The 26,120-nt window shown below is 67.2% G+C and carries 32 protein-coding genes and 1 tRNA gene; 15 read left to right on the top strand and 18 right to left on the bottom strand.

Going from position 1 to position 26,120, the window contains the following annotated elements; all coding sequences use genetic code 11:
* Positions 1-8: 8 nt before the first annotated feature.
* Entirely contained in the window at positions 9-785 is a 777-nt protein-coding gene (locus tag ACE3Q6_RS01125) for a formate/nitrite transporter family protein (RefSeq protein ID WP_374426849.1), read from the bottom strand.
* 160 nt (positions 786-945) lie between these two features.
* Positions 946-1,512, bottom strand: coding sequence for an elongation factor P (gene efp, locus ACE3Q6_RS01120; RefSeq protein ID WP_374426845.1), 567 nt, complete (start codon positions 1,510-1,512; stop codon positions 946-948).
* An 87-nt stretch (positions 1,513-1,599) separates the two neighbouring features.
* Here efp and epmA point away from each other — a divergent pair, with 87 nt between their 5' ends.
* The 11 genes from epmA (at position 1,600) to ACE3Q6_RS01065 (ending at position 11,357) form a co-directional block, all read left to right on the top strand.
* Positions 1,600-2,640, top strand: coding sequence for an EF-P lysine aminoacylase EpmA (gene epmA, locus ACE3Q6_RS01115; protein WP_374426840.1), 1,041 nt, complete (start codon positions 1,600-1,602; stop codon positions 2,638-2,640).
* Between the two features lie 380 nt (positions 2,641-3,020).
* Complete coding sequence (gene argC, locus ACE3Q6_RS01110) at positions 3,021-4,049, top strand: N-acetyl-gamma-glutamyl-phosphate reductase (protein WP_374426836.1); 1,029 nt, start codon at positions 3,021-3,023, stop codon at positions 4,047-4,049.
* Between the two features lie 168 nt (positions 4,050-4,217).
* Positions 4,218-4,670, top strand: a complete 453-nt coding sequence (ccmE, locus tag ACE3Q6_RS01105) for a cytochrome c maturation protein CcmE (RefSeq protein WP_374427612.1) — start codon at positions 4,218-4,220, stop codon at positions 4,668-4,670.
* 69 nt (positions 4,671-4,739) lie between these two features.
* Positions 4,740-5,351, top strand: a complete 612-nt coding sequence (locus ACE3Q6_RS01100; protein WP_374426833.1) for a holin-associated N-acetylmuramidase — start codon at positions 4,740-4,742, stop codon at positions 5,349-5,351.
* Entirely contained in the window at positions 5,342-5,815 is a 474-nt protein-coding gene (locus ACE3Q6_RS01095; RefSeq protein ID WP_374426830.1) for a holin family protein, read from the top strand. Before ACE3Q6_RS01100 ends, ACE3Q6_RS01095 begins: the two co-directional genes overlap by 10 nt.
* Before the next feature lie 69 nt (positions 5,816-5,884).
* Positions 5,885-7,627: an arginine--tRNA ligase gene (gene argS / locus ACE3Q6_RS01090; RefSeq protein ID WP_374426827.1), complete on the top strand. Its 1,743-nt coding sequence runs from the start codon at positions 5,885-5,887 to the stop codon at positions 7,625-7,627.
* Between the two features lie 73 nt (positions 7,628-7,700).
* Positions 7,701-8,684: an SPOR domain-containing protein gene (locus ACE3Q6_RS01085; protein ID WP_374426824.1), complete on the top strand. Its 984-nt coding sequence runs from the start codon at positions 7,701-7,703 to the stop codon at positions 8,682-8,684.
* Complete coding sequence (locus ACE3Q6_RS01080; RefSeq protein ID WP_374426821.1) at positions 8,681-9,676, top strand: glycoside hydrolase family 3 N-terminal domain-containing protein; 996 nt, start codon at positions 8,681-8,683, stop codon at positions 9,674-9,676. The genes ACE3Q6_RS01085 and ACE3Q6_RS01080 overlap by 4 nt, the downstream gene beginning before the upstream one ends.
* Complete coding sequence (locus ACE3Q6_RS01075; RefSeq protein ID WP_374426818.1) at positions 9,669-10,457, top strand: ScpA family protein; 789 nt, start codon at positions 9,669-9,671, stop codon at positions 10,455-10,457. The genes ACE3Q6_RS01080 and ACE3Q6_RS01075 overlap by 8 nt, the downstream gene beginning before the upstream one ends.
* Positions 10,458-11,096, top strand: a complete 639-nt coding sequence (gene scpB, locus ACE3Q6_RS01070; protein ID WP_374426815.1) for an SMC-Scp complex subunit ScpB — start codon at positions 10,458-10,460, stop codon at positions 11,094-11,096.
* A 60-nt stretch (positions 11,097-11,156) separates the two neighbouring features.
* Positions 11,157-11,357 carry a hypothetical protein gene (locus ACE3Q6_RS01065; RefSeq protein ID WP_374426812.1) on the top strand — a complete coding sequence of 67 codons (201 nt, stop codon included), beginning with the start codon at positions 11,157-11,159 and terminating at the stop codon, positions 11,355-11,357.
* Here ACE3Q6_RS01065 and ACE3Q6_RS01060 read toward each other — a convergent pair.
* The 9 genes from ACE3Q6_RS01060 to ACE3Q6_RS01020 all read right to left on the bottom strand — a co-directional run bounded on the left by ACE3Q6_RS01060 (position 11,335) and on the right by ACE3Q6_RS01020 (position 17,316).
* Positions 11,335-11,808, bottom strand: a complete 474-nt coding sequence (locus ACE3Q6_RS01060) for a hypothetical protein (RefSeq protein WP_374426809.1) — start codon at positions 11,806-11,808, stop codon at positions 11,335-11,337. The two genes, ACE3Q6_RS01065 and ACE3Q6_RS01060, sit on opposite strands and share 23 nt — an antisense overlap.
* Positions 11,809-11,853: 45 nt before the next feature.
* A complete protein-coding gene (locus ACE3Q6_RS01055) occupies positions 11,854-12,933 on the bottom strand; it encodes a 2'-deoxycytidine 5'-triphosphate deaminase (protein WP_374426806.1) in 1,080 nt (359 codons plus the stop codon).
* A 67-nt stretch (positions 12,934-13,000) separates the two neighbouring features.
* Positions 13,001-13,078 (bottom strand) — tRNA-Pro (locus ACE3Q6_RS01050).
* Between the two features lie 60 nt (positions 13,079-13,138).
* Complete coding sequence (locus ACE3Q6_RS01045; RefSeq protein ID WP_374426803.1) at positions 13,139-13,825, bottom strand: MerR family transcriptional regulator; 687 nt, start codon at positions 13,823-13,825, stop codon at positions 13,139-13,141.
* 15 nt (positions 13,826-13,840) lie between these two features.
* Positions 13,841-14,155: an integration host factor subunit alpha gene (ihfA, locus tag ACE3Q6_RS01040; RefSeq protein WP_374427609.1), complete on the bottom strand. Its 315-nt coding sequence runs from the start codon at positions 14,153-14,155 to the stop codon at positions 13,841-13,843.
* 78 nt (positions 14,156-14,233) lie between these two features.
* On the bottom strand, positions 14,234-15,205 hold the full coding sequence (locus tag ACE3Q6_RS01035) for a beta-ketoacyl-ACP synthase III (RefSeq protein WP_374426800.1): 972 nt from the start codon (positions 15,203-15,205) through the stop codon (positions 14,234-14,236).
* Positions 15,202-16,326, bottom strand: a complete 1,125-nt coding sequence (gene plsX / locus ACE3Q6_RS01030; RefSeq protein WP_374426797.1) for a phosphate acyltransferase PlsX — start codon at positions 16,324-16,326, stop codon at positions 15,202-15,204. The genes ACE3Q6_RS01035 and plsX overlap by 4 nt, the downstream gene beginning before the upstream one ends.
* Before the next feature lie 25 nt (positions 16,327-16,351).
* A complete protein-coding gene (gene rpmF / locus ACE3Q6_RS01025; protein ID WP_374426795.1) occupies positions 16,352-16,558 on the bottom strand; it encodes a 50S ribosomal protein L32 in 207 nt (68 codons plus the stop codon).
* A 182-nt stretch (positions 16,559-16,740) separates the two neighbouring features.
* Entirely contained in the window at positions 16,741-17,316 is a 576-nt protein-coding gene (locus tag ACE3Q6_RS01020; protein WP_374426792.1) for a YceD family protein, read from the bottom strand.
* Between the two features lie 143 nt (positions 17,317-17,459).
* Here ACE3Q6_RS01020 and ACE3Q6_RS01015 point away from each other — a divergent pair, with 143 nt between their 5' ends.
* Complete coding sequence (locus ACE3Q6_RS01015) at positions 17,460-17,948, top strand: outer membrane protein assembly factor BamE (protein ID WP_374426790.1); 489 nt, start codon at positions 17,460-17,462, stop codon at positions 17,946-17,948.
* On the opposite strand, the gene msrB is transcribed toward ACE3Q6_RS01015, so the two are convergent.
* On the bottom strand, positions 17,949-18,341 hold the full coding sequence (gene msrB / locus ACE3Q6_RS01010; protein ID WP_374426787.1) for a peptide-methionine (R)-S-oxide reductase MsrB: 393 nt from the start codon (positions 18,339-18,341) through the stop codon (positions 17,949-17,951).
* Positions 18,342-18,395: 54 nt separating this feature from the next.
* On the opposite strand from msrB, the gene ACE3Q6_RS01005 reads away from it, so the two are divergent.
* Entirely contained in the window at positions 18,396-19,118 is a 723-nt protein-coding gene (locus ACE3Q6_RS01005) for a GNAT family N-acyltransferase (RefSeq protein WP_374426784.1), read from the top strand.
* 134 nt (positions 19,119-19,252) lie between these two features.
* Here ACE3Q6_RS01005 and ACE3Q6_RS01000 read toward each other — a convergent pair whose 3' ends face one another.
* The 5 genes from ACE3Q6_RS01000 to ACE3Q6_RS00980 form a co-directional block, all read right to left on the bottom strand.
* Positions 19,253-19,777: a DUF4157 domain-containing protein gene (locus ACE3Q6_RS01000; RefSeq protein ID WP_374426781.1), complete on the bottom strand. Its 525-nt coding sequence runs from the start codon at positions 19,775-19,777 to the stop codon at positions 19,253-19,255.
* 187 nt (positions 19,778-19,964) lie between these two features.
* Positions 19,965-20,492: a dihydrofolate reductase family protein gene (locus tag ACE3Q6_RS00995; RefSeq protein WP_374426778.1), complete on the bottom strand. Its 528-nt coding sequence runs from the start codon at positions 20,490-20,492 to the stop codon at positions 19,965-19,967.
* Between the two features lie 170 nt (positions 20,493-20,662).
* Entirely contained in the window at positions 20,663-21,643 is a 981-nt protein-coding gene (locus ACE3Q6_RS00990; RefSeq protein WP_374426776.1) for a methyltetrahydrofolate cobalamin methyltransferase, read from the bottom strand.
* 15 nt (positions 21,644-21,658) lie between these two features.
* Positions 21,659-22,573 (bottom strand): methylenetetrahydrofolate reductase, encoded by a 915-nt coding sequence (locus tag ACE3Q6_RS00985; RefSeq protein ID WP_374426773.1) that lies wholly within the window; start codon positions 22,571-22,573, stop codon positions 21,659-21,661.
* 46 nt (positions 22,574-22,619) lie between these two features.
* Entirely contained in the window at positions 22,620-22,922 is a 303-nt protein-coding gene (locus ACE3Q6_RS00980; RefSeq protein ID WP_374426771.1) for a virulence factor, read from the bottom strand.
* A gap of 275 nt (positions 22,923-23,197) precedes the next feature.
* Here ACE3Q6_RS00980 and ACE3Q6_RS00975 point away from each other — a divergent pair, with 275 nt between their 5' ends.
* Positions 23,198-24,340: a Ppx/GppA phosphatase family protein gene (locus ACE3Q6_RS00975; RefSeq protein WP_374426769.1), complete on the top strand. Its 1,143-nt coding sequence runs from the start codon at positions 23,198-23,200 to the stop codon at positions 24,338-24,340.
* Positions 24,337-25,107 (top strand): RlmE family RNA methyltransferase, encoded by a 771-nt coding sequence (locus ACE3Q6_RS00970; RefSeq protein WP_374426767.1) that lies wholly within the window; start codon positions 24,337-24,339, stop codon positions 25,105-25,107. Before ACE3Q6_RS00975 ends, ACE3Q6_RS00970 begins: the two co-directional genes overlap by 4 nt.
* Positions 25,108-25,225: 118 nt before the next feature.
* Here the strand turns inward: ACE3Q6_RS00970 and ACE3Q6_RS00965 are convergent, their stop codons facing one another.
* Positions 25,226-25,795, bottom strand: a complete 570-nt coding sequence (locus ACE3Q6_RS00965; protein ID WP_374426764.1) for a YcbK family protein — start codon at positions 25,793-25,795, stop codon at positions 25,226-25,228.
* Between the last annotated feature and the right edge of the window lie 325 nt (positions 25,796-26,120).

The following is a 26,120-nucleotide window of genomic DNA, read 5'->3' as shown; positions in this document are numbered from 1 at the left end:
AACCGCCCTTACCCCCGCATCGCGCCATAGGCAAAGCGGTAGGCGAGCGCCACCCCGCCCGCGCCGCCGACGATATTGCCCAGCGTGACCCAGAGGAGGTTCCCCAGCACCCCGGCCACAGAGGCCTCCGACCCCGCCCATAGCCCCGCCGGAAACAGGAACATGTTCGCCACCGAATGCTCCAGCCCCAGCGTCACGAAAGCCGCCACCGGCCACAACACGCCCAGAATCTTGTCCGTCGCCGTCCGCGCCGCGAAACTCAGCCAGACCGCAAGGCAGACCAGCGCATTGCACAAGGCACCCCGCACGAAGGCCTCTAGCGGCAGAAGCGAGGCCTTCGCCGTCGCCGCTTTCGCCGCGACAGCCCCCATCGGACCGTCCAGAAGCCCCGACAACCCGAAGGCCACCGCCAGCCCGACTGCGCCGATCAGGTTGCCGACATAGACAATCCCCCAGTTCCGCAGAAGCGACCCTAGCGTGATCCGCCGGTCCACCGCCGCCATCACCATCAGCGCGTTGCCGGTGAAGAGCTCCGCCCCGCCCACGACCACGAGGATCAGCCCCAGCGCAAAGACCACGCCGCCCAGCACCCTCTGCGGCCCGAAGCCCGCGTCTCCCCCCGCCATTGCCATGCACCAGAAGGCCGAGCCGAAACCGATGAAAGCCCCCGCCAGCATCGCGAGCGTCGCCATCCGGTGCAGCGGCAGGGCGGCCTTGGCGACCCCCGCCGTCTCGATCAGCGCGGCAATCTCGATGGGCTTGTAGGCATCATGATCCCCGGGCATCGCGGCCTCCCCTTTGCCCGCAGCATAGCCCTTTGCGGCCCCCGGCAAAGCGAAAAGGCACGCCTTGCGACGTGCCTTTCCAATGGTTTCCACTTCCCTAACGTCCGCGACCAAGTCCTTGATAAATCAAGGATCCCGGCGTTTGTCCACCGTGGACAGGTCAGTCCTTGGCGCGCTCGACGTAGCTGTCGTCGTCCGTGTTGATGACGATCCGCGTGCCCGGCCCGATGTGGGGCGGCACCATGACCCGCAGCCCGTTGTCGGTCGTCGCGGGCTTGTAGGAAGAGGACGCGGTCTGCCCCTTGGTGACCGGCTCGGTCTCGACGATCTCGACGGTGATCTTCTGCGGGACTTCCAGCGCGATCGGAACCCCTTCGAAGGTCTTCACGTAGCACTTCATCCCTTCCTGGAGGTAGGGCTTGTTCGCGCCCATCACGTCCTCGGTCACGACGATCTGTTCGTAGGTGGTCGGCTCCATGAAGTGGAAGCCCTCGCCGTCCTCGTAGAGGAAGTCATATTCCCGCTCGTCGACGGTGGCCTTCTCGACCATTTCCGTGGTCCGCCAGCGCTCGCTGACCTTCACCCCGTCCGAGATGCGACGCATGTCGACGCTGGTGGTGGGCGTGCCCTTGCCGGGGTGGAAGTTCGAGGCTGTCAGCACGACGTAGAGCTTGCCGTCCATCTCGACGACGTTGCCCTTGCGGAGCGAGGAGGCGATGACTTTCAAAGGTCGGGTCCTTGTTGTAACGGGGACCGGTCCTTCAGCGACCGGCATCTGCCCGCGCCCGTAACCGATCCGAACCGGAATTTCCAGATGAATCCCGCATCACCCTGGTGGAGCCCCTCCCGCCACGCCGACCGCCGCCCGATCCTCCTGACCCGCAACCGCATCCAGGCGGCGATCCGGGGGTGGCTGGCGGGGGAGGGGTTCACCGAGGTCGACCCGGCCGCGCTGGCGATCAGCCCGGGAAACGAGGCGCACCTCCACGGCTTCGCGACCGAGGCGATCGGGAACGATGGAGTGGGTCGACGGATGTACCTCCACACTTCGCCAGAGTTCGCGATGAAAAAGCTGCTGGCGGCGGGGGAGACCCGGATCCATGCCTTCTCCCACGTCTGGCGGAACCGGGAGCGGGGGGCGCTGCACAGTCCCGAGTTCACGATGCTGGAGTGGTACCGGGTGGGGGAGGGCTATGAGGTTCTCATGGGCGACGTGATGGCCTTTCTGCGGACCGCCGCGCGGGAGGCGGGGGCCCCGGTCCTGTGGTTCCGGGATCGGAGCTGCGATCCGTTTCTTGAGCCGGAGAGGGTCACGGTGGCGGAGGCTTTCGCGGTCCATGCAGGGGTGGACCTGATGGCATCGATCCGGGGGGACGGGTCGACGGATGCAGACGCACTGGGAGCCGAGCTGGACCGGATCGGGGTGCGGCGGGCGGGGGACGATACCTGGTCGGACATGCTGAGCCGGGTTCTGTCGGAGAAGGTGGAGCCGAAGCTCGGGGAGGGGCGGGTGACTGTCCTGGACCGGTATCCGTCCGCCGAGGCGGCCTTGGCGAGGAAGGTGCCGGGGGATGCCCGGGTGGCGGAGCGGTTCGAGGTCTATGCCTGCGGGGTGGAGCTCGCGAACGGGTTCGGGGAGCTGACGGACGCGGGCGAGCAGCGGCGGCGGTTCGAGGCGGAGATGGCGGAGAAGGCGCGGGTCTATGGGGAGAGCTATCCTTTGGACGAGGATTTCCTGGCGGCGCTTTCTGGGATGCCGCCGGCGGCGGGGATCGCGATGGGGTTCGACCGGGTGGTGATGCTGGCCACGGGGGCGCCGCGGATCGACGACGTGATGTGGACCCCGGTGCCGTGACTTTGTCCACGGTGGACATTTTCTGATTTTACTTTGTGATCAAGTGGATGGTCGCGGACGTTTACCGTTCGGAAAGGATGTTCTGCGGCAGCCCCCCACCCCCGGCCCCTCCCCACGGAGGGGGAGGGGAGGCGCGTGGCTTCGGCTTCGGGGCATTGCCTGGAACGTCAGGGCCTGGCTTCTGGTGATGTGCCTCCGGCGGGGATATTTGGACCAGTATGAAAACGCGGGTCCGGTGTCGGGCGCTGGAGCCTCCGGCGGGGATATTTGGGCAAAGATGAAAGGGGTTGCGCGGGAATTGTGCCGGTGACATTCGGCGGTCTTGCATTGGGGCCGCTGGGGGCGCAAAGAGGGCGCGTTTCTTCTGTGGGAGCCACGCCATGACCCATCGCATCGCCATCCTCGGGGCCTCGGGCTATACGGGGGCGGAGTTGGTCCGCCTGATAGCGACGCATCCGTCGATGCGCATCGTGGCGCTGTCGGCGGACCGCAAGGCGGGGATGGCCATGGCGGAGGTGTTTCCCTTCCTGCGGCATCTGGATCTGCCCAAGCTGCAGAAGATCGACGAGATCGATTTTGCGGGCGTCGACCTGTGCTTCTGCGCGTTGCCGCATGCGACGACGCAGGAGGTGATCGCGAAACTCCCGAAGACCCTGCGGATCGTCGATCTGTCGGCGGATTTCCGGCTGCGCGATCCGGCGGAATACGAGAAGTGGTATGGCCAGCCCCATACGGCGGTAGAGATCCAGAAGGAGGCGGTCTATGGCCTCACCGAGTTCTACCGCGACGAGATCAAGGCGGCGCGGCTGGTGGCAGGCACGGGCTGCAATGCGGCGACGGGGCAGTTTGCGCTGCGGCCCCTAATCGCGGCAGGCTGCATCGATCTGGATGACATCCTGATAGACCTCAAGGCCGGGGTCTCGGGCGCGGGGCGGTCCCTCAAGGAGAACCTCCTTCACGCGGAATTGTCCGGCGGCACCCATACCTATTCGGCGGGCGGCAAGCACCGGCACCTGGGGGAGTTCGACCAGGAGTTTTCCAAGATCGCCGGGCGGCCGGTGCGGGTCCAGTTCACGCCGCACCTTCTGCCGATGAACCGGGGGATCCTGGCGACGGTCTATGTGAAGGGCGACGCGAAGGTTGTTCACCAGACCCTTCAGAAGGCTTATGAAAACGAGCCTTTCCTGCAGGTTCTGCCGTTTGGTTCGCTGCCCTCCACCCGCGATATCGCCGGGTCGAACTTCTGTCATCTGGGGGTGATCGGCGACCGGATTGCGGGGCGCGCGGTGGTGGTTTCGGTCCTGGACAACCTGACCAAGGGAAGCTCGGGGCAGGCGATCCAGAATGCGAACCTGATGTTGGGGCTGCCCGAGACGGAAGGCCTCACGCTCGCGCCGGTGTTCCCGTAAGGGGCGGCTCGTCGTGCGTCTTCGACTTCTCCTCGCGAGCGACGAGGGCCGAAGGCAAACCGAGGAGCGGGGCTTGACGCGGGTCAAGGCGTGCCCACCTTGGGCGTGGCAGGGTGTGCCTAACGGCAGGGGATGCGTGAGATGAGCGGCAAGACGGAGTTCCGGGGTCTGAAGGGGCTGAAGAAGCAGCGGCGCATCCAGATCATCGCGCTTGCGGCGGTGGCGCTGGTGGGGGCGACGGGCCTTGTCGGCTATGCGATGCGCGACGGGATCAACTTCTTCCGCTCGCCGACCCAGGTGATGGAAGAGCCCCCTGCGGCGGGCGAGACCTTCCGGATCGGCGGGCTGGTCGTCGAAGGCTCGATCATCCGGGGCGAAGGCACCGAGGTGAGCTTTGCGGTGACCGATACCAATGCGACGGTGCCGGTGCGCTACAACGGCATCCTGCCCGACCTTTTTGCCGAAGGGCAGGGCATGGTGGCGCTTGGAAAGATGGAGGGAGACACCTTCATCGCGACCGAGGTGCTGGCCAAGCATGACGAGACCTACATGCCGCAGGAAGTGGTGGACGCGCTGAAGGAGCAGGGCGTCTACAAGGGCGAGGACGCGCCCGAAAGCTGACCGCGCGCTCTGCTGTCGGACCGTTAACGAGAGTTGGGCAGGCTGCCCCCCGTCAGGAAGGGGGTGTCCATGCCGAATGTCCGCGAGATTGCCGAGGAAATCGTCGCCCGCGAGGGCGGGTTCGTGAACGATCCGGATGATCCGGGGGGCGCGACCAATCATGGCGTGACGATCCACACGCTGCGGCGGCTGGGGATCGACGTGAACCGCGACACGCGGATCGACGTGGCTGATGTGAAGGCTCTGACGCGGAAGCAGGCCATCGAGATCTATCTGGAGCACTACTACACTCGGCCTGGGATTGCGGCGCTGCCCGAAGTGCTGCAGGCGAGCGTCTTCGACATGTATGTCAACGCGGGCGGCAACGCGGTGAAGATCCTGCAGCGGCTTCTGACCGACATGGGCTATCCTTGTGACCCGGACGGGGCCATCGGCCCGCAGACGATCCGCGCGGCGCAGATGGCTTATGAGGCGGCACCGTCGCATCTGGCCGATGCCTATGGGATCGCGCGGCGGAACTATTACTACGCCATCGCTGACAGCCGACCCGCGAGCCGCAAGTTTGCCCGGCGGCGGGATGGGGGCAAGGGCGGCTGGATCGTTCGTGCGGAGGAGTTCATTTCTCCGAAATACCACCTGACTGAGGCGCAGCACCGGGCGCGGGTGGCTGCATGGGGGTGATCGGGAAGCTGATCGGCGGGCCGGGGGCTGTGACGGCCCTGGGGGAGGCGGCGAAGGGGGTGGCGGAGGTCTTCGTGCCCTCGGCCACCAAGCGGATGGAGTATTCGGCCGAGGCGCAGATGGCGGCCCTGCGGCAGCTGGGCGAGGAGTACCAGCATCCCGCCCTGTCCTGGTTCGACCGGATGGTGAACGGGTTGAACCGGCTGCCACGCCCGTTCCTGGCCTTCGGGACCATCGGGCTTTTCGTCTATGCGATGGTGGACCCTCAGGCCTTTGCCTTCCGGATGGTTGGGCTGAACGCGGTGCCAGAGCCGCTCTGGTGGCTGCTGGGCGCCATCGTTGCCTTCTATTTTGGCGCGCGGGAGACGTATTACTTCCGCAACCGGGCGGTGGTGTCTCCGTTTGCTGCGGGGACGGCGGTGCCCGAGGAGAATGCGGCGTTGGAGGAGTGGCGGCGGGGGTGATCCCCGTGGCTCTCCTTGACCTCTGGGCGGGCCTCTGGCATGGCCTTTCGCATCAGAGGATGTGATCAAATGAACCTGTTCGCCGATATCCGTGAGCTTGTGGTGGCCGAGCTGGAAGCGCTCATGGCCCAAGGCGTGCTGCCTGCGGGGCTGGACCTTGCCGCCGTCGCGGTGGAGCCGCCGCGGGATCAAGGCCATGGCGAGATGGCGACCAATGCGGCGATGGTGCTCGCGAAGCCGGCCGGGATGGCTCCGCGCGCGATTGCGGATGCGCTGGCGGCGAAGCTGATGGAGGACCCGCGGGTGGCGGGGGCGGATGTGGCGGGGCCGGGGTTCCTGAACCTGCGGCTGGAGCCTGCGGCCTGGCAGGGGCTGCTCCGCGCGGTGCTGGAGCAGGGGACGTCCTTTGGGCGTTCCACCCTGGGGGCAGGGCGCAAGGTGAACGTGGAGTTCGTGAGCGCGAACCCGACGGGGCCGATGCACGTGGCCCATGCGCGGGGAGCCGTGGTGGGCGACGCGCTGGCTGCGCTGCTGGACTTCGCGGGCTACCAGGTGACGCGGGAATATTACATCAATGACGGGGGCGGGCAGGTCGATGTGCTGGCCCGGTCCGCCTATGAGCGCTACCGCGAGGCCAACGGGTTGTCGCCCGAGATCGCCGAGGGGCTTTACCCCGGCGACTACCTGATCCCGGTGGGCGAGGCGCTGAAGGAGATGCATGGCGAGAGCCTGCTGGACAAGCCCGAGAGCGAATGGCTGGCCGAGGTGCGCGTCTTTGCCACCGACATGATGATGACGATGATCCGGCATGACCTGGCGGCGCTGGGCGTGACGATGGACGTCTATTCCAGCGAGAAGGCGCTGTATGGCACCGGGCAGATCGAGGCGGCGCTGGAGCGGCTGAAGGGCCTGGGGCTGATCTACCAGGGTGTCCTGGAGCCGCCGAAAGGGAAGGCGCCCGAGGATTGGGAGCCGCGGGAGCAGACGTTGTTCCGCTCGACCTCCTTCGGCGACGATCAGGACCGGCCGGTGCAGAAGTCGGATGGCTCGTGGACCTATTTCGCGCCGGACATCGCGTACCATTACAACAAGGTGCAGCGCGGGTTTGACGAGCTGATCAACATCTTCGGGGCGGATCACTCCGGTTACGTCAAGCGGCTCAAGGCCGTCGTCTCGGCGCTGTCGGAGAACAAGGTCACGCTCGACATCAAGCTGATCCAGCTGGTCAAGCTTCTGAAGGGCGGGCAGATCGTCAAGATGTCGAAGCGCGCAGGGACCTTCGTCACGCTGCGCGACCTGATCGAGGAGGTGGGCCCCGATGTCGTTCGCTTCGTGATGCTCACGCGGAAGAACGACGTGGCGCTGGACTTCGACTTCGACAAGGTGACCGAACAGTCGAAGGACAACCCGGTCTTCTACGTGCAGTACGCCAATGCGCGCGTGAACTCGATCCTGCGGAAAGCGCGGGACGCGGGCCTCGATGTGAGCGATGCCTCGCTTTCCCGGGCGCACCTCGCGCACCTGGGCCATGAGGCGGAACTGGAGGTCATCCGCAAGCTCGGCGAATGGCCGCGGCTGGTGGAAATCGCTGCCAAGGGGCACGAGCCGCACCGGGTGGCCTTCTACCTGTATGAGCTTGCCTCGGACTTCCATGGGCTGTGGAACAAGGGCAACGACGACGACAGCTTGCGGTTCATCCAGGGGGATACCGCAATTTCTGCGGCGAAAATCGCCCTTGCCCGGGCCGTGGGCGTTGTCATTTGCGCAGGCCTTGGTATCCTTGGCGTGACCCCGGTCGAGGAAATGCGCTGACGACAGGCGCCCCGGCCGGTGGACGAGCGTGATGCGAGGGGCGGATCAACCTCCCCGCAGGCAGGGGCAGCAGATGGCGGACGCGGATTATGACTTCGGCGGCGGCTACTCCTCGCGAGAGGAGAGGCCGCGGCAGGGCGTGCGGGAAATCGCCGCCGCGCAGAAGGTGCAGCGGACCATCAACATCGCCGGGGCCGTGACCTCCTTGGGGCTGGTCGTGGGGCTGGGCGTCTGGGGCTACCAGCTGGCGGTCCGTGACGTGCGCGGCGTTCCGGTGATCCAGGCGATGGACGGCCCGATGCGGATCGCGCCTGCCGATCCGGGCGGCGAGATCGCCGATCACCAGGGCCTGGCGGTGAATGCGGTGGCCGCGGTCGGGACCGCAGCGCCGCCGCCCGAGAAACTGGTGCTGGCCCCGCGCCCGGTCGAGCTGGAGCCCGAGGATACCGCCGGCCTTGGCAGTGCCGCGCTTCCGGATCTGGAGACGGCCTCGGCCCCGGTTGCGGCGCTGACGGCGGATGCCGACATTGCCCTTGCGGCTGCCCCGCCGGTGGAAAGCGCCGATCCGACCGAAGTGGCGGTCGAGGCAGCCCTGGCCGAGGCGCTGGGCGAGATCCCCCTGGATGACGCGGTGGCCGTGGAAGAGCCTATGGTCGAGGCCTTGGCCGAGCCTGCACCCGAGGGGGCGATCACCGTCTCGATCCGCCCGAAGGCCCGTCCGGGTTCGCAGGCCGAGGCGGCGCCGGTCCCGCAGGAAGCCGTGGCGCTTCCGGCACCGAACGAGGTCGATCCGGCGACGCTTACCCCCGGCACGCGGCTGGTGCAGTTCGGCACCTTCGACACGGCCGAGGAGGCGCGGGCGGAATGGACCCGCCTGCAGGGCCGCTTCGGCGAGCTGATGGCCGAGAAGGCGATGGTGGTGCAGCCGGCGGAGAGCGGCGGGCGCACCTTCTATCGCCTGCGGGCGCATGGGTTCGAAGGCGAAGACGACGCGCGCCGGTTCTGTTCTGCCTTCGTGACCGAGGACGCGGTCTGCATCCCGGTGCCGCACAAATGACCGTGGGCCGCGGTGCCGCGATCTTCGGCTGCGCCGGTCCCAGACTGCTGCCCGAGGAACGCGCCTTCTATCGCGACGCCGATCCGTTCGGCTTCATCCTTTTTGCACGCAACGTGGAGGACCCCGCGCAGCTGCGTCGCCTGACGTCCGACCTGCGGGATGCGGTGGGGCGCGATGCGCCCATCCTGGTGGACCAGGAAGGGGGCCGGGTGCAGCGTCTTCGCGCGCCGCACTGGCGGGAATGGACGCCGCCGCTCGACACGGTGGACGGGGCGGGGTCGGTCGAGGCGGCCGAGCGGATCATGCGGCTTCGGGCCAGCGTGATCGCGGCGGAACTGGCCGATGTCGGGATCGATGCCGACTGCATCCCGACCCTGGACGTGGTGCGCCCCGAGACGCATCCCTTCCTGATGAACCGCTGCTATGGACGCGATCCTGAGACCGTAGCGCGGATCGGGCGGGCAGTGGCCGAGGGGCTGATGGCGGGTGGCGTGCTGCCGGTGATGAAGCACATGCCGGGGCACGGGCTGTCCCATGTCGACACCCACCACGACCTGCCGACGGTGGATGTGTCGCACGACGAGCTGACGGCGGTGGATTTCGCACCGTTCCGGGCGCTGAACGACCTGCCGATGGCGATGACCGCGCATCTGGTCTTTGCCGCGCTGGATCGCGATCGGCCTGCCACGCAATCCCCCACCATGATCCGGGTGATCCGCGAGGAGATCCGGTTCAAGGGCCTTCTGATGTCGGACGACCTGAACATGCAGGCCCTGTCGGGGACCCTGGCCGAGCGCACGGCACGGACCATCGCGGCGGGGGTGGACATCGCGCTGCACTGCAAGGGCGACATGGACGAGATGGTCGCGGTCGCCGGGGCGGCGGGCGTCATGGGACCCGAGGCCTTAGCGCGAGCCGAGGCGGCGGTCGCGGCGCGGCGGCCGGCGACGGTGGACCTGAAGGCGGCGCTGGCCGAACTGGCGCATGGCTGAGGAAGCCTGGGACCAGCCCGAACGCGTCTCGCCCGAGGAACGGCTGGCCGCCGAGGCGCTGATCGTCGATGTGGACGGGTTCGAGGGGCCGCTGGACCTGCTGCTGACTCTGTCACGCACCCAGAAGGTGGACCTGCGGAAGATTTCCGTGTTGCAGCTGGCCGAGCAGTACCTGGGCTTCGTCGAAAAGGCGCGCAGCCTGCGGATCGAGCTGGCGGCGGACTACCTGGTGATGGCGGCCTGGCTGGCGTTCCTGAAGTCGCGGCTCTTGTTGCCTCCGGAACCCGGGGATGAGGGGCCGTCGGCCGAGGATCTCGCGGCGCATCTGGCCTTCCAGCTGGAGCGGTTGCAGGCCATGCGGGACGCGGCCGCGCGGCTGATGGGGCGCGACCAGCTGGGGCGCGACTTCTTTGCCCGCGGCATCCCCGAGGACCTGACGCACCACCGGAAGGTCACCTATACCGCGACGCTTCTGGACCTGATGCGGGCCTATGCGCAGATCCGCACCAAGGACGAGTTCCGGCCTTTCGTGCTGGACCGCGAGCATGTCTACACGATGGAACAGGCGCTGGACCGGATGCGGGGGCTGATCGGCTATGTGGGCGACTGGGCCACGCTGGTGAGCTTCCTGCCCGAGGGCTGGGACGTGACCCCGATGGCGCGGCGGTCCTCGCTGGCCGCGCATTTCGCTGCGGTGCTGGAGATGGCGAAGCGGGGCCAGGTGGTGCTGCGGCAGGGGGAGACCTTCGCCCCGATCGAGCTGCGGCGGAAGGACGGGTAGATGGTCGAGGACAGTGAAGAAAGCCTCTTCGACGCCCCCCCGATGGGCGAGCAGGAGCGGATGGTCGAGGCGATCCTCTTTGCCAGCGCCGAGCCGGTGACGGTGGCGGAACTGCAGGCGCGGATGCCGCATGGCGCGGACCCGGCCGAGGCTCTGGTGCATCTGCGCAAGCGGTATGAGGGGCGGGGGGTGAACCTCGTCCGCGTGGGCGATGCCTATGCGATGCGGACGGCGGCGGACCTTGGGTTCCTGATGCGGCGCGAGACGGTGGAGGTGCGGAAGCTGTCCCGCGCGGCGATCGAGACGCTGGCGATCGTGGCCTACCACCAGCCAGTTACGCGGGCCGAGATCGAGGAGATCCGGGGAGTGGCGGTCAGCCGGGGGACCATCGACCAGTTGATGGAGCTGGAGTGGATCCGGCTTGGGCGGCGCAGGATGACTCCGGGCCGGCCGGTGACCTTCGTGGTGACGGAGCAGTTCCTGGACCACTTCGGCCTGGAATCGGCGCGCGACCTGCCGGGGCTGAAGGAGCTGCGGGCGGCGGGGCTTCTGGACAGCCGGCCGGTGCCGGGGCAGGGGGCGGCCTCTGACGACGAGGATGAGGCGACGGCGGGGCAGAGCGAGCTTTTCGAGGACTGACGGCTCTGGTTTTTCCGGGCGGCGGTCCCATATCCCGCGGGCGGCGAAGCGGAGGCGCGGATGGATCTGAACGGGCTGGTCAGGTTGCTGACACGGAAGTTCCTGGGCACGGCGATCAATGCCGGGATCGACTATGCCGCGCGCCGGGGCAAGCCTAAGGCCGAGATGACGCCCGAAGAGCGCAAGCAGGCAAAGACGGGCCGCGAGATGGCGCGGCGCGCGAAGGAGATCTCGCGGGTCACCCGCCGGTTCTTGCGCTAAGGCCGCAGGATCGGGACAGCCCCAGAGAAGCCAGTGTGCCGGAAAGGGGTTCCGGCACCGCAAGGCCGGAGTGCAGGAAGAGGCCCGTCGCCAGCCGGTCGTCAAGCCGCGTCATCCAGGTGACCGACACGAAGGGCGCGGGCGGGCTGCGCGAGGCAGAGGGATCGACCGACCCAAGCTCGCCCGCGACGAAGGCCTGCAGGCTGGCCGATACGGCATCAACCTCGGCCCGGGAGGCCCGCCAGCGCATGAGGCCGGGGCCGGGCATTCCCACCCCCTTGACGCGGACCATGCTGATCCAGCCATCGTCCAGCGCAAAGCTGCAGGACATCACATGGTCGGGCGAGCTGTCCGGCCAGACTTCCACCGTGACGCGGTTGGCAAGGGCAGGGTGGACCGCGGGATAGGCGGCAAGGCAGATTGCCAGCAGTCCGACAGATGGGCCCCGCATCGCGCCCTCCACGGGTTACCGGGTCAGGATAGCACGGATCAGGCGTCAGGTCGTGCGGAACTGCTTGGCGAGTTTCAGGCCCTGGCCCTGGTAGTTTGACGCGATCCCGGCGCCATAGAGCGTCTCGGGCCGTTCGGACATGCGTTCGTAGACAAGGCGGCCCACGACCTGCCCATGCTCGAGCACAAAGGGCGCTTCATGGCAGCGGACTTCCAGAACCCCGCGCGAGCCCGCGCCACCTGCGGCGGCATGGCCGAAACCGGGGTCGAAGAAGCCCGCGTAATGGACGCGGAACTCGCCGACCATTGCCAGGTAAGGTGCCATCTCGGCAGCATAGTCGGGCGGGATCGTCACGGCCTCGCGGCTGACGAGGATATAGAATGCTCCGGGGTCGAGGATGATCTGGCCGTCGTCCGAATGGAGCTCTTCCCAGAAATCGCGCGCCGGGTAGTGGCCGATCCGGTCCAGGTCGACGACGCCGGTGTGCGGCTTGGCACGATAGCCGACCAGAGTCCCAGCTCTGGGACGGAGGTCGACCGAGAAGCCGAGGCCTTCCGAGATCACGGCTTCACCCGAGACCAACGGCTCTTGCGCGTGCAGCGCGGCGAGGTCGGTATCGGACAGCACGGCCTGGCCCTGACGGAAGCGGATCTGGTTCAGCCGCTGGCCTTCGCGCACCAGGACCGAGAAGCTGCGCGGGCAGACCTCGGCGTAAAGCGGGCCGGTATATCCGTCGGGGATGCGGTCGAATTCGGTCCCGCCGTCGGTGATGGTGCGGGTGAGAAGGTCCAGGCGGCCGGAGGAGCTTTTGGCATTCGCCACGGCGGTGACGCCCGGGGGCAGGGACAGGCGCTCGGCCAGGGGAATCACGTAGACGCAGTTCTTTTCCAGCACCGCGCCGCTGTCGAGACGGACCTCGTGCATCGTGAACTCGGCCAGGCGGTCCCGCACCGTGCGACCGTGACCGGCCAGGAACGAGGCGCGGACGCGGTAGGCGACGGGTCCGAGGCGCAGGTCGAGGCTGGCGGGCTGGATCTGGTCGGTACGGATGTCCGGAGTGGCGGACAGGGCGCCCGAGGCGATCAACTGGCGCAAGCCTTGGGCGGGCAGAACTCCGGCAGTCATCAAGGCCCCCCTGGCGCTGGATATGAAACCGCCCGCGCTGCCGGTTGGCAGGCGGGCGGGTTTTCGATGGTCGGGCCGGAGAGATTCGAACTCTCGACCTCCCGCCCCCCAGACGGACGCGCTAACCAGGCTGCGCTACGGCCCGACACGGGGGGATACATACCGGTATTCCGGGCCGGTGCAAGCGGGAAAGCGCATCCGGGGCTCAGCCGACGCCACCATCGGCCCGCGCGGCAACCTGGGCACGAAGCGAGGCGAGGCGGCGGACCAGCGTCGCAAGCTCGGCCCGGTGGGCGCCGAGGCTTCCGGCGGGCAAGCCCCTGATCAGGCTGGCAAAGGTCGCATCGTCGCGGAGCGAAGGCCTCCGGGGCGTCACAGGTGCCGGTTTCGGCGGCGTCTCGGCCCGGGCAAGGCTGGGCGGCGTGTCGAACAGCGGCAGCTGGCTGGGAGTGACGGGTGCGCGGTCCGGGCGGCGGGACGCGGGGGCCGGGGGCGCGGGAGGCTCGAACTCGGCCTCATCCTCGACGGCGATGAAGCCGGCTTCGGGAACTTCGTCCGGCAGGGCTGCGAGATCGTCGGGCTGGGCCCCATCGGTCGCAAGAACCGCGCTGAGACTGACCGAATCGTCCGAAAGGCCCGCGACGTGCCGCACGCCCTGGTCGCGCAGGATCTTCTGCACGCCGCGGATCGTCAGCCCCTCGTCATGCAGAAGCCGCTTGATCCCGGTCAGAAGCGCCACGTCCGAGGGCCGGTAGTACCGGCGCCCGCCGGCGCGTTTCACCGGCTTGATCTGCGGGAATCGGCTTTCCCAGAAGCGCAGCACATGGGCTGGCGTGTCCAGGCTTTCGGCGACTTCGCTGATCGTGCGGAAGGCGTCGGGCGACTTGTCCATCCGCCTTGTCCTTCCTTAACGCTTCTTCCCGGCCGCCACGCGGTCCTTCATGAGGTGCGAGGGGCGGAACGTCAGGACGCGGCGCGGAGAAATCGGCACTTCCTCGCCAGTCTTGGGGTTGCGACCGACGCGTGCGGTCTTGGAGCGCACCGAGAAGGTGCCGAAGGACGAGATCTTGACCGTTTCGCCCGAGGCAAGGGCGTCGGACATGTGTTGCAGGACCGCTTCGACGAGATTGGCAGATTCGTTGCGGCTGAGCCCCACCTCGCGGAACACCGCTTCGGAAAGGTCCATCCGGGTCAAGGTCTTCTCGCTCATCTCGTCCCCCACGAGTTGTTGTCGGGGGAGATTGGGCCGGATGGATTTACGAGTCAATATCAAGCACTTGGGAAGCGTGCTTAAAGGCGCTTACCAGCGCAGGACGACCGAGCCCCAGGCGAGCCCGCCGCCGATGGCCTCGGTCACCACAAGGTCGCCCGGCTTGATCTGGCCGCGCGCCTTGCCGACGGAAAGCGCGAGCGGGATCGAGGCGGCCGAGGTGTTGCCGTGGTCCTGGACGGTGACGACCACGCGGTCCATCGGGACCTGCATCCGTTTCGCGGTGCCCTCGATGATGCGGATGTTGGCCTGATGGGGGACGATCCAGTCGACGTCCTCGCCGGAAAGCCCGGCTTTGTCCAGCGCGCGGTGGGCGGTTTCGGCAAGCTTTTCAATGGCATGGCGGAAGACTTCCTTGCCTTCCATCACCAGGTGTCCCGTGGTCCCCGTCGAGGTGCCGCCGTCGACGTAGAGGATGTCCTTGTAGCGGCCGTCCGAGTTGAGGTCGGTCGCCAGGATGCCACGGTCTTCGGTTGTGCCCGCGCCTTCGGCCGCTTCCAGGACCACCGCCCCGGCGCCGTCGCCGAAGAGGACGCAGGTCCCGCGGTCCTTCCAGTTCATCAGGCGGCTGAAGGTCTCGGCCCCGATGACGAGGACCCGGCTGGCCTGGCCCGTCAGGATCATCGCGTTGGCGTTGGACAGCGCGAAGACGAATCCGGCGCAGACGGCCTGGACGTCGAAGGCAAAGCCGCGGGTCATGCCAAGTGCGCTTTGCACCATCGTGGCGACCGAGGGGAAGGTGAGGTCGGGAGTGGAAGTGGCGACGATGATCGCGTCGATCTGGTCGGCCTCAAGCCCCGCGTCTTGCAGCGCGGCTTGCGCGGCGCGCGTGGCAAGATCGCTGGTCATCTGGCCTTCGGCTGCGAAGTGACGCCGCTCGATCCCCGAGCGGGAGCGGATCCATTCGTCCGAAGTGTCAACGATGGCTTCGAACTCGGCATTGGGGACGACACGGTCAGGCAGGTAATGCCCGACGCCCCTGACTACGGCGCGTATCGTCATTCGGTCGGATTGCTCCCAGTCCCGGCCTGTGCGGCCCCCACTTGTGCGGCATCCTGCCCCGCGGCTTCCGCGGATGCAACCCGCGCTGCAAGGCGTTCGAGGAACCCCGCCTGCGCAAGCTGATAGGCAAGGCCGATGGCCGCGGCGACTCCGGTGGCATCGGCCGAGCCGTGCGATTTGACCACGGTGCCGTTGAGGCCCAGGAATACCCCGCCGTTCACCCGGCGCGGGTCGATCCGGGTCTGCAGCCGCTTGAGCGCCCCCCGCGCCAGAAGCGCGCCAAGCTTGGCCAGCAGCGTCGAGGTCAGCGTCTGTTTCAGAAGGTCGCCCACCAGCCGCGCCGTGCCCTCGATCGCCTTGAGCGCCACGTTGCCGGTGAAGCCGTCGGTCACGATTACGTCGACGCGGTCGGACAGGATGTCGGTGCCCTCGACGAAGCCCACATAGTCGAAGCTTCCCGCCTCGGCGCTGCGGGCAAGAAGGGCGTGCGCGTCATGAAGCTCGGGGCGGCCCTTGTGCTCTTCGGTGCCGACGTTCAGGAGGCCGACACGAGGGCGGGGGATCGACAGGCCGTTGCGGGCATAGGAGGCGCCCATGAAGGCGTATTGCAGAAGGTCGGCCGGATCGGCCTTCACGTCGGCGCCCATGTCGAGCATGACATTCATTTTGCCGGGGGTGGGCGTCGGGAAGAGGCTGGCGATGGCGGGGCGGTTCAGGCCGGGAAGCTTCCTAAGCCGCAGCATCGACACCGCCATCAGCGCGCCCGTGTTTCCGCAGGAGACCGCCGCGGCCGCCTCACCGTCGCGGACGGCGTCGATGGCCGAGAACATCGAGGTGCCCTGTCCGTGCCGCATGACCTGGGCGGGCTTGTCCTCCATCTTCACCACGCGCTCGGCATGGCGGACGGTAACGCGGGAGGAGAGGTCGGGATGCCGGGTGACCAGCGGGCGCAGGATGGCCTCGTCGCCGTGCAGGATCGCGTCCATGCGCGGATGCTGGGCCAGCGAGTCGAAAAGGCCGGCAACGACAGCTGCCGGCCCGCGGTCGCCACCCATGGCGTCAACCGAAATGACTACGCGCTCAGTGGCCGGGGCAGACGCAGACCTTAGGTCGGGTGCCATCGGGAACAGGCGCTTGGGAAGCGGCTTACGCCGCGTCCTCGTCAACGTCCACTTCGCGGGCCATCGAGACGACTTCACGCGAATCGTAGTGGCCGCAGGCGCTGCACACGTGGTGCGGACGCTTCAGCTCGCCACAGTTCGGGCATTCGTTCGGGTTCGCGGCAACGAGAGCGTCATGCGCGCGACGCATGTTGCGGCGGGATTTGGTGGTGCGGTTCTGCGGGACAGCCATGTCTCAACCTTCGGGCAGTGGGGACATGCCCCGGATTTCCTTTGCGTTACAGCGTCTTCCGGCAAGATTCGGCAATACCGGACGGATGCTGCTTCACAGCTTGAATGAGGCGCGGAACATACTCGGATTCCCGGGGCGCGCAAGCCCCTTTTCGCGGCCGCAGCGGGGGTTTCCGCCCAGGGTCACGTCTGCCCCTCCGACCCCGGTTTTGCCTTGGCTTTCAGCTGTTCGGCAAGCCCCTGCAGGGCCGAGAACGGCTTGACGTCGGCATCCGACAAAGGCGCCACGCCCTCCCCCGCGTGCAGGGTCTGCGAGAACTCGGCCCCCGGCGCGCGGGGATAGAGCGGCAGTGCCAGAGCGAGCGCTTCCGCCGCGATTTCGGCCAGGTCGATCACCTCGGGCATCGGCTCGACCGTGTCGTCCTCGGGCATCTCGACCTCGTCGCCCTCGGGCATCTCGTAGCCTGCGACGTAGCGGCGGCGGACGGGCTCGTCCACCGTGGCGGGGACGGGCACAAGCGTCACGCTGCAGGGCTGGTCGGCGCGGGCGGTCAGCCGCGCTTCCAGCACCAGCTCGTCCCGCCCGGCGGGCCGGATCTCGCCCGTCAGTTCCAGCCCCTTCAGCGCCAGAAGGTCGAGGTCGTCGGCAATGGCACGTCGTTCCGCCTCGTCCGGGGCATAGGTGAAGCGGGTCGGCTTGCGCGGGCTGAGACCGCCGGTGCGAAAACGGGTAGGACGGGCCGGGGCGGGATCGGTCATGGCGGAGTCTCCGGTCGCCGACCCACGAAGAGGTGCGGCGTTCCATTCTTGAACAAGGGGCTCATAGTCTGTTATCCCGAACGCCAAGGGTTTTGAAGAACCCGCAACGGCAGATAGCGTTCCAGCGGGGCATGAGGGCAGGCATGGCAGATTTCCGGTTCGCGCGGTCGGTCCTGGCGGCCGTCGGGACCTCGCGCAAGGGGTGCCTGATGCTGGCGCTGGTGGCCACGGTCGCGGCCTGCGCGCCCGTCTACCGCAATCACGGTTACGTGCCCACCGAGCAGGATCTGGCGCTGATCGAGGTCGGCACCGACACGCGCGAAACGGTGGGCGAGAAGATCGGGCGTCCGACGACCTCGGGCCTTCTGAACGACGTGGGCTGGTTCTACGTCCAGAGCCGCTACAAGCATTTCGGCCCGCGCGCCCCGCAGGAGATCGAGCGGCAGGTCCTGGCCGTAACCTTCAACGAGGCGGGCACTGTCGAGAACATCGCGCGCTACGGTCTGGAGGACGGCAAGGTCGTCCAGATTTCGCGCCGGGTGACCGAGCCGAACGTGAAGGGCCTGAGCTTCATCCAGCAGATCCTCGGGAGCTTCGGCCGGTTGCAGGCGGGCGACCTTCTGTCCGATTGATCAGTCCTCGGGCTCGAAAGTCAGGGCGACGCCGTTGATGCAGTAGCGCAGGCCGGTCGGCGCGGGACCGTCGGGAAAGACGTGGCCGAGATGCGCGTCACAACGGTTGCAGTGCACTTCGGTCCGGCGCATGAACCAGCTTCGATCGTCCTGCTCGCCCACCATCTCGGGGTCGAGGGGGGCATAGAAGCTGGGCCAGCCGGTGCCAGAGTCGAACTTTGTCTTCTGGTCGAAGAGAGCCGCGCCGCAGCAGATGCAGCGGAAGGTGCCGGGGTCTTTCGGGAAGTTGTCGTGGGTGAAGGCGCGTTCGGTGCCGTGCTTGCGGGTCACCTTGTAGGCGAGGTCCGAAAGCTGGGCCTGCCATTCGGCATCGGTCTTGACGATCTTGTCCATCGGGGTCTCCTTTGATCCTGTAATCTAGGGGCTGCGGCCGCGGGGGGAAAGGGCGTGGAGCCACTTCGGAAGGGCAGGCTGGTGGCGCGGCTCGCTGAGGGACGGGACGACATGGGGCGGGTGATGGCGCTGCGGGCGGCCTGCTTTCCGCGCAGGTGCGGCGTCGAGGAGGACGCGCAGGATACGCTGTCGGCGCATGTGATGGTCGAGGGGCCGGAGGGGCTTCTGGCCTATTTCCGCGTCATGCTCTTCGGCTGGGGGGCGGGGCTGGAACAGGGCTATGCGGCGCGGTTCTACGATGTGGGGCCATTGACCGGCTATGCCCGGCCCATCGCCGAGATGGGGCGGTTCTGCGTGGCACCGGGGGGCGTGCATCCGGACGTGCTGCGCCTGGCCTGGGGGGCGATGACGCGGCTGGTGGACGAGGGGCAGGCGGGGCTGCTGGTGGGCTGTTCCTCGTTCCGGGGGGCGGACTGGACGCGGCACCGGGCGGGGCTGGCGCTCCTTTCGTCCGAGTTCGTGGGGCCTGTCGAGCATCTTCCGGGTCGGAAGGCGGAGGAAGTGGTCGGGCTTGACCTGGCGGGGCCGGTGGAGGACCGGAGGGCGGCTCTGGCGGGGCTGCCGCCGCTATTGCGCACCTATCTGGGGATGGGGGGCTGGGTCAGCGATCACGCGGTGGTGGACCGGGAGCTGGACACGCTCCATGTCTTCACATGCGTCGAGGTGGACCGGGTGCCTGCGGCCCGGGCGGCGAGCTTGCGGGCGGTGGCGGGGTAGTTGTCCACGGTGGACAGAGGTTGGGCTTGAGGGATTTCAACGGGTTGGGCGTGAGCGTTCAGAGAGTGTTCACCAATGGCTGCCCCGACCGGAACCGCCCTGTCCCGTGCTTTGCGACCACGAAGGCTGCCGGATCACCCTCCGCCGTGGACCGCCTTGATCGCATCTCCGATGGCATAGGCTTCGGCTTCGACGGCCTGGTGGTCGCGGACATACCTTTGGGCAAAGCCCATCAGGCCCCAGCGCTGGAACTGCTCGACATGCTTCACCTCGTGCCCCCAGAGGGCGACGTTGTTTTCGGCGTCCCAGGCATTGCGGAAAATGATCGTGTCGATGGCAGCGACGGCGGTGGCGTCGCCATAGCGCATGGCGAGGGACTGGATCGAGCCGTCCTCGGTCACTCCCACTCGGTATTCGATGCTGTCGAGGAGGTCGGCCGGATACCAGGCGAGGAGCGCCTCGCGGATATGGGGCGGCATGGCGTCGGTGCCCTGCGCCCAGGCGGCATCGCGCGAGGCGACGAGGGCATTGGCGAGGGCTGTTGCGGCGATTTCGTAGCCGGTTTCAAGGGCAGCCGCGGGGTCGAGGAGGCCCTGCGCCCGTGGGGCGTTGGCGGGCAGGGCCGAGAGGCAGAGGGCGAGGAGACAGGCGGCGCGCATGTGGGGAGGGTGCCGATCCGGGGTCGGGGCCGCAAGGAGGAGCGCGCGGCGGTGACGCAAAGGTGAGCGGGGCGACTGTCTGAAGGAGCGCGTTCCGCGCAAGGCTTTTGTCTCGCGGTCTTGCGTGAAGGACGCAAGACCGCTCGGGAGTGCCTTCGGCGAGGATATTTGGGCCAGTATGAAAGGCTCAGGTGCGGTAGGTGAGGCAGATCGCGGTGTCGCCGATATGGTCGCTGGCGGCAAGCCGCATGGGCGGGCGGGGGCCGAGGAAGAGGGGGCGGCCGTGGCCGAGGGCGAGGGGGTGGTACACGAGCCGGTATTCATCCATGAGGCCCCAGTCCGACAGGCTTTGCACGAGCCGGGTGCCGGAGACGTCGACCTCGCCGTCGAGGCGGGCCTTGAGCGCGCGGATCTGGGCCTCGATGTCCTGCGAGATGAGGGTCGCGTTGGGGCCGAGGTCGGTCAGGGTCGTCGAGACGACCCATTTCTTCTGGGCGCGCCAGGCCTCGGCGAATTCGCGTTCGGCATCGCCCCAGTCCGGTTGGTCGTCCTGCCAATAGGTCATCAGCTGATAGATCTTGCGGCCGTAGAGCGTGTTGGGGGTCCGCTTCACGGCGCGGATCCAGAAGCGGAAGACATCGGCGTCGGGGACCATGCGGTCGTGGTCGACGTAGCCGTCGAGCGAAACGTTCATGCTGCAGACGAATCGGGCCATGTCGGTCCCCTTGTCGGCAGAGTTTTCAGAATGAGCGCGTTCCGCGCGAGGCTTTTGTCTCGCGGTTTCGCGCGAAGGGCGCAAAACCGCTCGGGAGCCTCCGGCGGGGATATCTGGAGACAGAAAATGGGGGAGGGTGGACTGCCCGGATGGAGGGCAGTCCCTTTGGCTTAGGCCCGGCCGCGACGGCCGCCGCGACGGCCACCGGCGGCCTGGGAGGCGGCGGCGGAGGCTTCTGCGAAGGTCATGCCGCCTTCGACGGCTTCCAGCACCTTGGCGAAGCGGATCCATTCGCCGCCGTTCGCGTCGTGGTTCATCAGGAAGTTGGCGGCGCGGATCGCCTCCATCTCCTGCTGGCGGACCGGGTTCATGATGGCGCTGGTCATGCCCGCGCCGATGGCCATGGGCAGGAAGGCGCCATTGATGCCGTGGCGGTGGGGCAGGCCGAAGGAGATGTTCGAGGCGCCGCAGGTGGTGTTGACGCCCAGCTCCTCGCGCAGGCGACGGACGAGGGTGAAGACCTGCTGGCCGGCCGAGGCCATCGCGCCCACGGGCATCACCAGCGGGTCGACGACGATGTCATGCGCGGGGATGCCGTGGTCGGCGGCGCGCTGGACGATCTTTTTGGCCACGGCAAAGCGGACGTCCGGGTCGGGCGAGATGCCGGTGTCGTCGTTCGAGATGGCGACGACGGGGACGTTGTATTTCTTGACCAAGGGCAGGACGAGTTCGAGGCGTTCCTCTTCCCCGGTGACCGAGTTCAGGAGCGGGCGGCCTTCGCAGGCCTGGAGGCCCGCCTCAAGCGCGCCGGGGACCGAGCTGTCGATGCAGAGCGGCACGTCGACGGTCTGCTGCACGATCTCGATCAGCGCCTTCATCAGCGGCGGCTCGACGAAGTTGTTGTCGGCGTAGCGGGGGTCTTCGGCCATCTTGTTGGTGAAGACCGCGCCCGAGTTGATGTCGAGGACGGTGGCGCCGCAGGCGACCTGTTCGAGGGCGTCCTTGATGACGGTCTCGAAGTTGCCGGCTTCCAGTTCGGCGGCAAGCTTCTTGCGGCCCGTGGGGTTGATGCGCTCGCCGATCACACAGAAGGGTTCATCGAAACCGATGATGACGGTTTTCGTTTTGGATTCAACGACAGTACGGGTCATTCTTGAGCCTTTGGATTAAGCGGTGGCGGAGGCGGGAACGCCCGAGGCGCCGCCGTGTTCGGTGACCCAGGTGGCATTGGTCTTGATGCCGCCCAGGGGGAAGAAGTGGACCTGCTCGATGCCGAAATCGGGGTTCGCGGCCTTGTGGGCGGCCAGCGCCTCCAGGACTTCGGTCGGTTCATAGGGCAGGAGGAGCTTGGTCACGTCCATCGCGCGTTTCTGCAGGACGCGCAGCGAGGGGCCGACACCGCAGGCGATGGCGAACTTGATCAGGGTCTGGAGTTTCGCAGGACCGGCGATGCCGATGTGGACGGGGAGCTTGATGCCCTCGGCCTGCAGGCGGTTGACCCAGTCGATGACGGGCTGGGCCTCGAAGCAGAACTGGGTGGTCATGGCCATCTTCGCGTCGGTGCGTTCCGCGAAGGCGGATTTCCAGCGGGCGGCTTCCATGACCATGCGGTCGGAACCGTCGGGGTCGATGTCCTTGTTGCCCTCGGGGTGGCCGGCGACGTGGAGCCGCTCAAAGCCGGTAAAGGCCCCGGATTCAAGGAGTTCCATCGAGGAGCTGAAGTCGCCCACCTGCGCGGCGGGGTTGCCGGCGAGGATCAGGCCCTGCTTGACGCCCACGTCCTTGTAGCGCGCGACCCAGTCGAAGAGCGTGGCCTTGTCCTTGATGATGCGGGCCGGGAAGTGCGGCATCACGTCGAAGCCTTCGTCGACGATCCGCTTGGCAGTGGCGGTCATCTCCTCGATCGGGCTTTCGATGTTGGCGATGTAGACGCGCGTGCCGGTGGGCAGGATGTCGCGGAAGCTTTCCACCTTTTCGGCGGTGCGGGGCATGACCTCGATCGAGTAGCCCTTGAGGAAGGTCTCAAGCCCGCCGGTCGCGGGGGCGGCTTCTTCCTTGCGGCGGAAATTGAACAGGGCCATGACGGTCTCCTTGAGGGTGGAAGGCTTGGGCGGGGTCATGCGGGCTTCAGGCCTTGGCCCAGCCTTCGGCGTCGATCAGGGTCTTGATGCGGGCGGTGTCGAATTCGGTTTCGAGCTTCGCGGCATAGTCGGCGGCGATGGTGTCGGGTTCGCCCTCCACGTCAGCGACGACGACCTTGCGCCATTCGGCGAGATAGGCATCCGCATCCTTGGCGCCGATCTTCATGGCGCAGCGGTCGATGGCCTGTTCGAAGCGTTCGGGAAGCTGGACTTTGGAGCCACGGCGGCCCTTGCCGACGATCACCTGGGCCGGGATGTCGCGCCAGTAGACGATGGTGACTTCGGCCATGATGCTGTGATTCCCTGCGCTTCGTGTTGCCCTGTTGATAGACGTCGGTCCCAGGCAACCGGTGTCGGTTTTCGACATGGCGGATGCGGGATGCGACCCGTCCGTGTCGCGGGCCGGTCATAGCACGGGGCATGGCGCGGGGCGACTGTCGGGGTTGGAAAAATCCTCATGCAGAACATGAGCCTTGCTTGAGGCCGTGTTGCCTGGCGCGATGCGCGCTTGCGCGGGGGCGGGAAGGCGTCTACCCTGACCCCAACCACAGATGGAGGGCGGTCATGACGCCCGAGCGTCCCCGTAGGGCGGACGCGACAGACGCGCCGGTCGAGACACCGAAGGATGTTTCCCGCGCGGATGGGCCGTCAGCCCTGCATGAAGCCGGTCCGGCCCCGCTGTATGCGGCGCTGGATCTGGGAACGAACAGTTGCCGGATGCTGATTGCCCAGCCCCTGGGCAGTCAGTTTTCGATCGTGGACAGCTTCTCGAAATCGGTGCAGCTGGGCGTGGGGCTGGAAGCCTCGGGCCGGTTGTCGCGGGCGTCGATGGGGCGGACGATCCAGGCGCTGCGGATCTGCGAGAAGAAGATCGAGAAGCATGGCGTCAAGCGGATGCGGCTGGTGGCGACCGAGGCCTGCCGCCGGGCGCGGAATGCGCGGGACTTCATCCGGCAGGTCCGGCGGGAAACGGGTCTTGCGCTGGAGATCATTGCGCCCGAGGAAGAGGCGCGGCTGGCGGTCATCTCTTGCGCGCCGCTGGTCAACCCGACGACCGAGCAGCTTCTGGTGGTGGATATCGGCGGGGGGTCGACGGAACTCGTCTGGATCGACCTGAGCGCGGTGCCACCGGCGGACCGGCCGAAGGCGATCATGCGGCTGCACATGGGGTTCAATGCGCAGGGCGAGGGTGCCGTGGCGCGGGTGGTGGACTGGATCAGCGTGCCCTTGGGGGTCGCGACGCTGAAGGATCAGTTCATCGACGTCGACGACGACGCGGCGCGGTTCGCACTGATGAGCTGGTTCTTCGAAGAGAACCTGGCAAGCTTCAGCCCCTACAATGCCGACAACCCGCGGGAGGGGTTCCAGATCATCGGGACCTCCGGCACGGTGACGACGGTGGCGGCCTCATTCCTGAACCTCAAGCGCTATGACCGGACCAAGGTGGACGGGCTGCAGATGACCAGCGACCAGATCGATCTGGTGATCCGGGAATACCTGGCGCTTGGCCCGGAAGGTCGGCGGACCGACCCGCGGATCGGGCGGGACCGGCACGCGCTGATCATGTCGGGCTCGGCGATCCTGCAGGCGCTGATGCGGATCTGGCCCACGGACCGCTTGTCGGTGGCCGACAGGGGCCTTAGGGAGGGGCTTCTTTACGCGCAGATGAGCGCGGATGGCGTGCTGGCGGACGGACCCTATACATGAGCGAGAAACAGACCTCGGGACGCGGGCAGCGCGAGCTGCGGGTGCGGGTCAAGACCGCCAAGGGGCGGAAGCTGTCCTCGACCCTGTGGCTCGAGCGGCAGCTGAACGATCCTTACGTCCAGCGGGCGAAACGCGAGGGCTATCGCGGCCGGGCGGCCTACAAGATCCTGGAGCTGGACGACAAGTACGGCTTCCTGAAACCGGGGGCGCGGGTTGTGGACCTCGGCTGCGCTCCGGGCGGCTGGTGCCAGGTGGCGGTCGTGCGGGTGAATGCGCTGGGGCAGAACCCGAAGAAGCCGCAGGGCACGGTGCTGGGCGTCGACCTGCAGGAGGTGGAACCGATTGCCGGGGCCGAGATCCACCAGCTGGACTTCCTGTCCGACGATGCGGACGAGAAGGTGAAGGGTTGGCTTGGCGGCCGGGCCGATGTGGTGATGTCGGACATGGCGGCAGCGGCTTCCGGGCATAAGGGGACGGATCACCTGCGGATCGTGGCGCTGGTCGAGGCGGCGCTGGCCTTTGCCTTCGACGTGCTGGAGGATGACGGAACCTTTGTCGCCAAGGTCCTGGCGGGCGGGGCCGAGCAGGAGATGCAGGCCATGCTGAAGAAGAACTTCAGGAAGGTGGCGAACGTGAAGCCCCCCGCAAGCCGGGCGGACAGTTCCGAGAAGTTCGTGGTGGCGATGGGCTTCCGCGGCCGGCAGGTCGGAGGAGGCGCAGGGCAGGGCGGGGCCGTCGACGATCCCGAGGCGGGCCCGCTGGGCTGACCGCCCCTCACCCCCGGCCCCTCTCCCCCTGGGGGCGAGGGGAGTGGCCGGCGGTGTTCCTTAAAATGCAAATGAAAAAGGCGCCCGCAGGCGCCTGTTTTCATCAAGGGGTGCTGCCTCAGCCGCCCCAGCTGCGGACCGGGCCGCAGTCCATGTGAACGAAGTTCGACCGCGAGTACTTGCCGACACCGCCCGCCGAGCAGGCCGCAGCCGCCTTGGCCATCTGCCCGACCGAGCGCGACTGGAGCCGCAGGTCGGCCGCCTGGCCCTTCATGTGGAGTGAATTCTTTGCCACGCCGCGCGACTTGGACCGGAGCATCGCGTTGGTCTTGGGGCAGCGGTAGCCCGACAGGAGCATGTAGGGTTCGGAGACGTCCATCAGCCGGTGAGCGGCGGCCATGATGTCGATGGTGCGCATGTCGATCTTGGTGACGTCGTTCGACCGCCAGTCGCGCATGAAGTAGTTGATTTCCTTGACAACCTCGGGGATGTATTCGCCTTCGATCCAGTAGATCGTGTCGATCGCCTCACCCGTGCGGCCCGAGTACATGCGGATGCGGCGGATGTCGCCTGCGCCTTTGAGAACACCGAATGCATTGGTGTAGGTCGGTGCGGCTATCACGGCCGTCGCAGCGAATGCACCAAGAAGGCCGCGCCGCGAGACGCCGATAAGCTTGTTGTCCGTCATTCTAACGCCTGTCCCCGTGCTGTCTTCGACTGCGGTTCGCAGTTCTTCGTGCAACTTCTTCCCCAAGTGCAGCGTTGTTATTGCACAAGAAGAATCGAAGCCCAAGCGACGATTGACTGCGGTCTCGACAGATCAACCGCAATCGGCAAATTTTTGCTGAACGCCGCCAAATTTTGCCGACTGTGGTGTGCGTGCATCAAGGGCGGGCAGGATTGTTGCCGGGACTGCAACAACAGACGCGCGTCAAGTGCGCTTCGGCTTTGTGATTGGACAGGGTTTGCAGATCGGCGAAAAGATGCCAAGAAGAGTTCAAGTGATTGGAATA

This window comes from Tabrizicola sp. (assembly GCF_041913445.1).
GTDB lineage: Bacteria > Pseudomonadota > Alphaproteobacteria > Rhodobacterales > Rhodobacteraceae > Tabrizicola.
The sequence above is the reverse complement of the archived record's forward strand: the minus strand, read 5'-3'. Positions and strand labels throughout refer to the sequence as shown.

Bases quoted from the DNA above. Each gene is read 5' to 3' on its own strand.
- plsX (WP_374426797.1), bottom strand. From the start codon at position 16,326: ATGGCACCCGACCTAAGGTCTGCGTCTGCCCCGGCCACTGAGCGCGTA.
- argC (WP_374426836.1), top strand. From the start codon at position 3,021: ATGACCCATCGCATCGCCATCCTCGGGGCCTCGGGCTATACGGGGGCG.
- ACE3Q6_RS00965 (WP_374426764.1), bottom strand. From the start codon at position 25,795: ATGACGGACAACAAGCTTATCGGCGTCTCGCGGCGCGGCCTTCTTGGT.
- ACE3Q6_RS01060 (WP_374426809.1), bottom strand. From the start codon at position 11,808: ATGCGGGGCCCATCTGTCGGACTGCTGGCAATCTGCCTTGCCGCCTAT.
- ACE3Q6_RS01000 (WP_374426781.1), bottom strand. From the start codon at position 19,777: ATGCGCGCCGCCTGTCTCCTCGCCCTCTGCCTCTCGGCCCTGCCCGCC.
- ACE3Q6_RS01020 (WP_374426792.1), bottom strand. From the start codon at position 17,316: ATGACCGATCCCGCCCCGGCCCGTCCTACCCGTTTTCGCACCGGCGGT.
- ACE3Q6_RS01125 (WP_374426849.1), bottom strand. From the start codon at position 785: ATGCCCGGGGATCATGATGCCTACAAGCCCATCGAGATTGCCGCGCTG.
- ACE3Q6_RS00985 (WP_374426773.1), bottom strand. From the start codon at position 22,573: ATGGCCCTGTTCAATTTCCGCCGCAAGGAAGAAGCCGCCCCCGCGACC.
- ACE3Q6_RS01080 (WP_374426821.1), top strand. From the start codon at position 8,681: ATGACCGTGGGCCGCGGTGCCGCGATCTTCGGCTGCGCCGGTCCCAGA.
- msrB (WP_374426787.1), bottom strand. From the start codon at position 18,341: ATGGACAAGATCGTCAAGACCGATGCCGAATGGCAGGCCCAGCTTTCG.
- ACE3Q6_RS01035 (WP_374426800.1), bottom strand. From the start codon at position 15,205: ATGACGATACGCGCCGTAGTCAGGGGCGTCGGGCATTACCTGCCTGAC.
- ACE3Q6_RS01015 (WP_374426790.1), top strand. From the start codon at position 17,460: ATGGCAGATTTCCGGTTCGCGCGGTCGGTCCTGGCGGCCGTCGGGACC.
- ACE3Q6_RS01055 (WP_374426806.1), bottom strand. From the start codon at position 12,933: ATGACTGCCGGAGTTCTGCCCGCCCAAGGCTTGCGCCAGTTGATCGCC.
- ACE3Q6_RS01045 (WP_374426803.1), bottom strand. From the start codon at position 13,825: ATGGACAAGTCGCCCGACGCCTTCCGCACGATCAGCGAAGTCGCCGAA.
- ACE3Q6_RS01075 (WP_374426818.1), top strand. From the start codon at position 9,669: ATGGCTGAGGAAGCCTGGGACCAGCCCGAACGCGTCTCGCCCGAGGAA.
- ACE3Q6_RS00970 (WP_374426767.1), top strand. From the start codon at position 24,337: ATGAGCGAGAAACAGACCTCGGGACGCGGGCAGCGCGAGCTGCGGGTG.
- ACE3Q6_RS01095 (WP_374426830.1), top strand. From the start codon at position 5,342: ATGGGGGTGATCGGGAAGCTGATCGGCGGGCCGGGGGCTGTGACGGCC.
- ACE3Q6_RS00995 (WP_374426778.1), bottom strand. From the start codon at position 20,492: ATGGCCCGATTCGTCTGCAGCATGAACGTTTCGCTCGACGGCTACGTC.
- argS (WP_374426827.1), top strand. From the start codon at position 5,885: ATGAACCTGTTCGCCGATATCCGTGAGCTTGTGGTGGCCGAGCTGGAA.
- ACE3Q6_RS01065 (WP_374426812.1), top strand. From the start codon at position 11,157: ATGGATCTGAACGGGCTGGTCAGGTTGCTGACACGGAAGTTCCTGGGC.
- ACE3Q6_RS01100 (WP_374426833.1), top strand. From the start codon at position 4,740: ATGCCGAATGTCCGCGAGATTGCCGAGGAAATCGTCGCCCGCGAGGGC.
- epmA (WP_374426840.1), top strand. From the start codon at position 1,600: ATGAATCCCGCATCACCCTGGTGGAGCCCCTCCCGCCACGCCGACCGC.
- rpmF (WP_374426795.1), bottom strand. From the start codon at position 16,558: ATGGCTGTCCCGCAGAACCGCACCACCAAATCCCGCCGCAACATGCGT.
- scpB (WP_374426815.1), top strand. From the start codon at position 10,458: ATGGTCGAGGACAGTGAAGAAAGCCTCTTCGACGCCCCCCCGATGGGC.
- ACE3Q6_RS01085 (WP_374426824.1), top strand. From the start codon at position 7,701: ATGGCGGACGCGGATTATGACTTCGGCGGCGGCTACTCCTCGCGAGAG.
- ACE3Q6_RS00990 (WP_374426776.1), bottom strand. From the start codon at position 21,643: ATGACCCGTACTGTCGTTGAATCCAAAACGAAAACCGTCATCATCGGT.
- ACE3Q6_RS00980 (WP_374426771.1), bottom strand. From the start codon at position 22,922: ATGGCCGAAGTCACCATCGTCTACTGGCGCGACATCCCGGCCCAGGTG.
- ACE3Q6_RS00975 (WP_374426769.1), top strand. From the start codon at position 23,198: ATGACGCCCGAGCGTCCCCGTAGGGCGGACGCGACAGACGCGCCGGTC.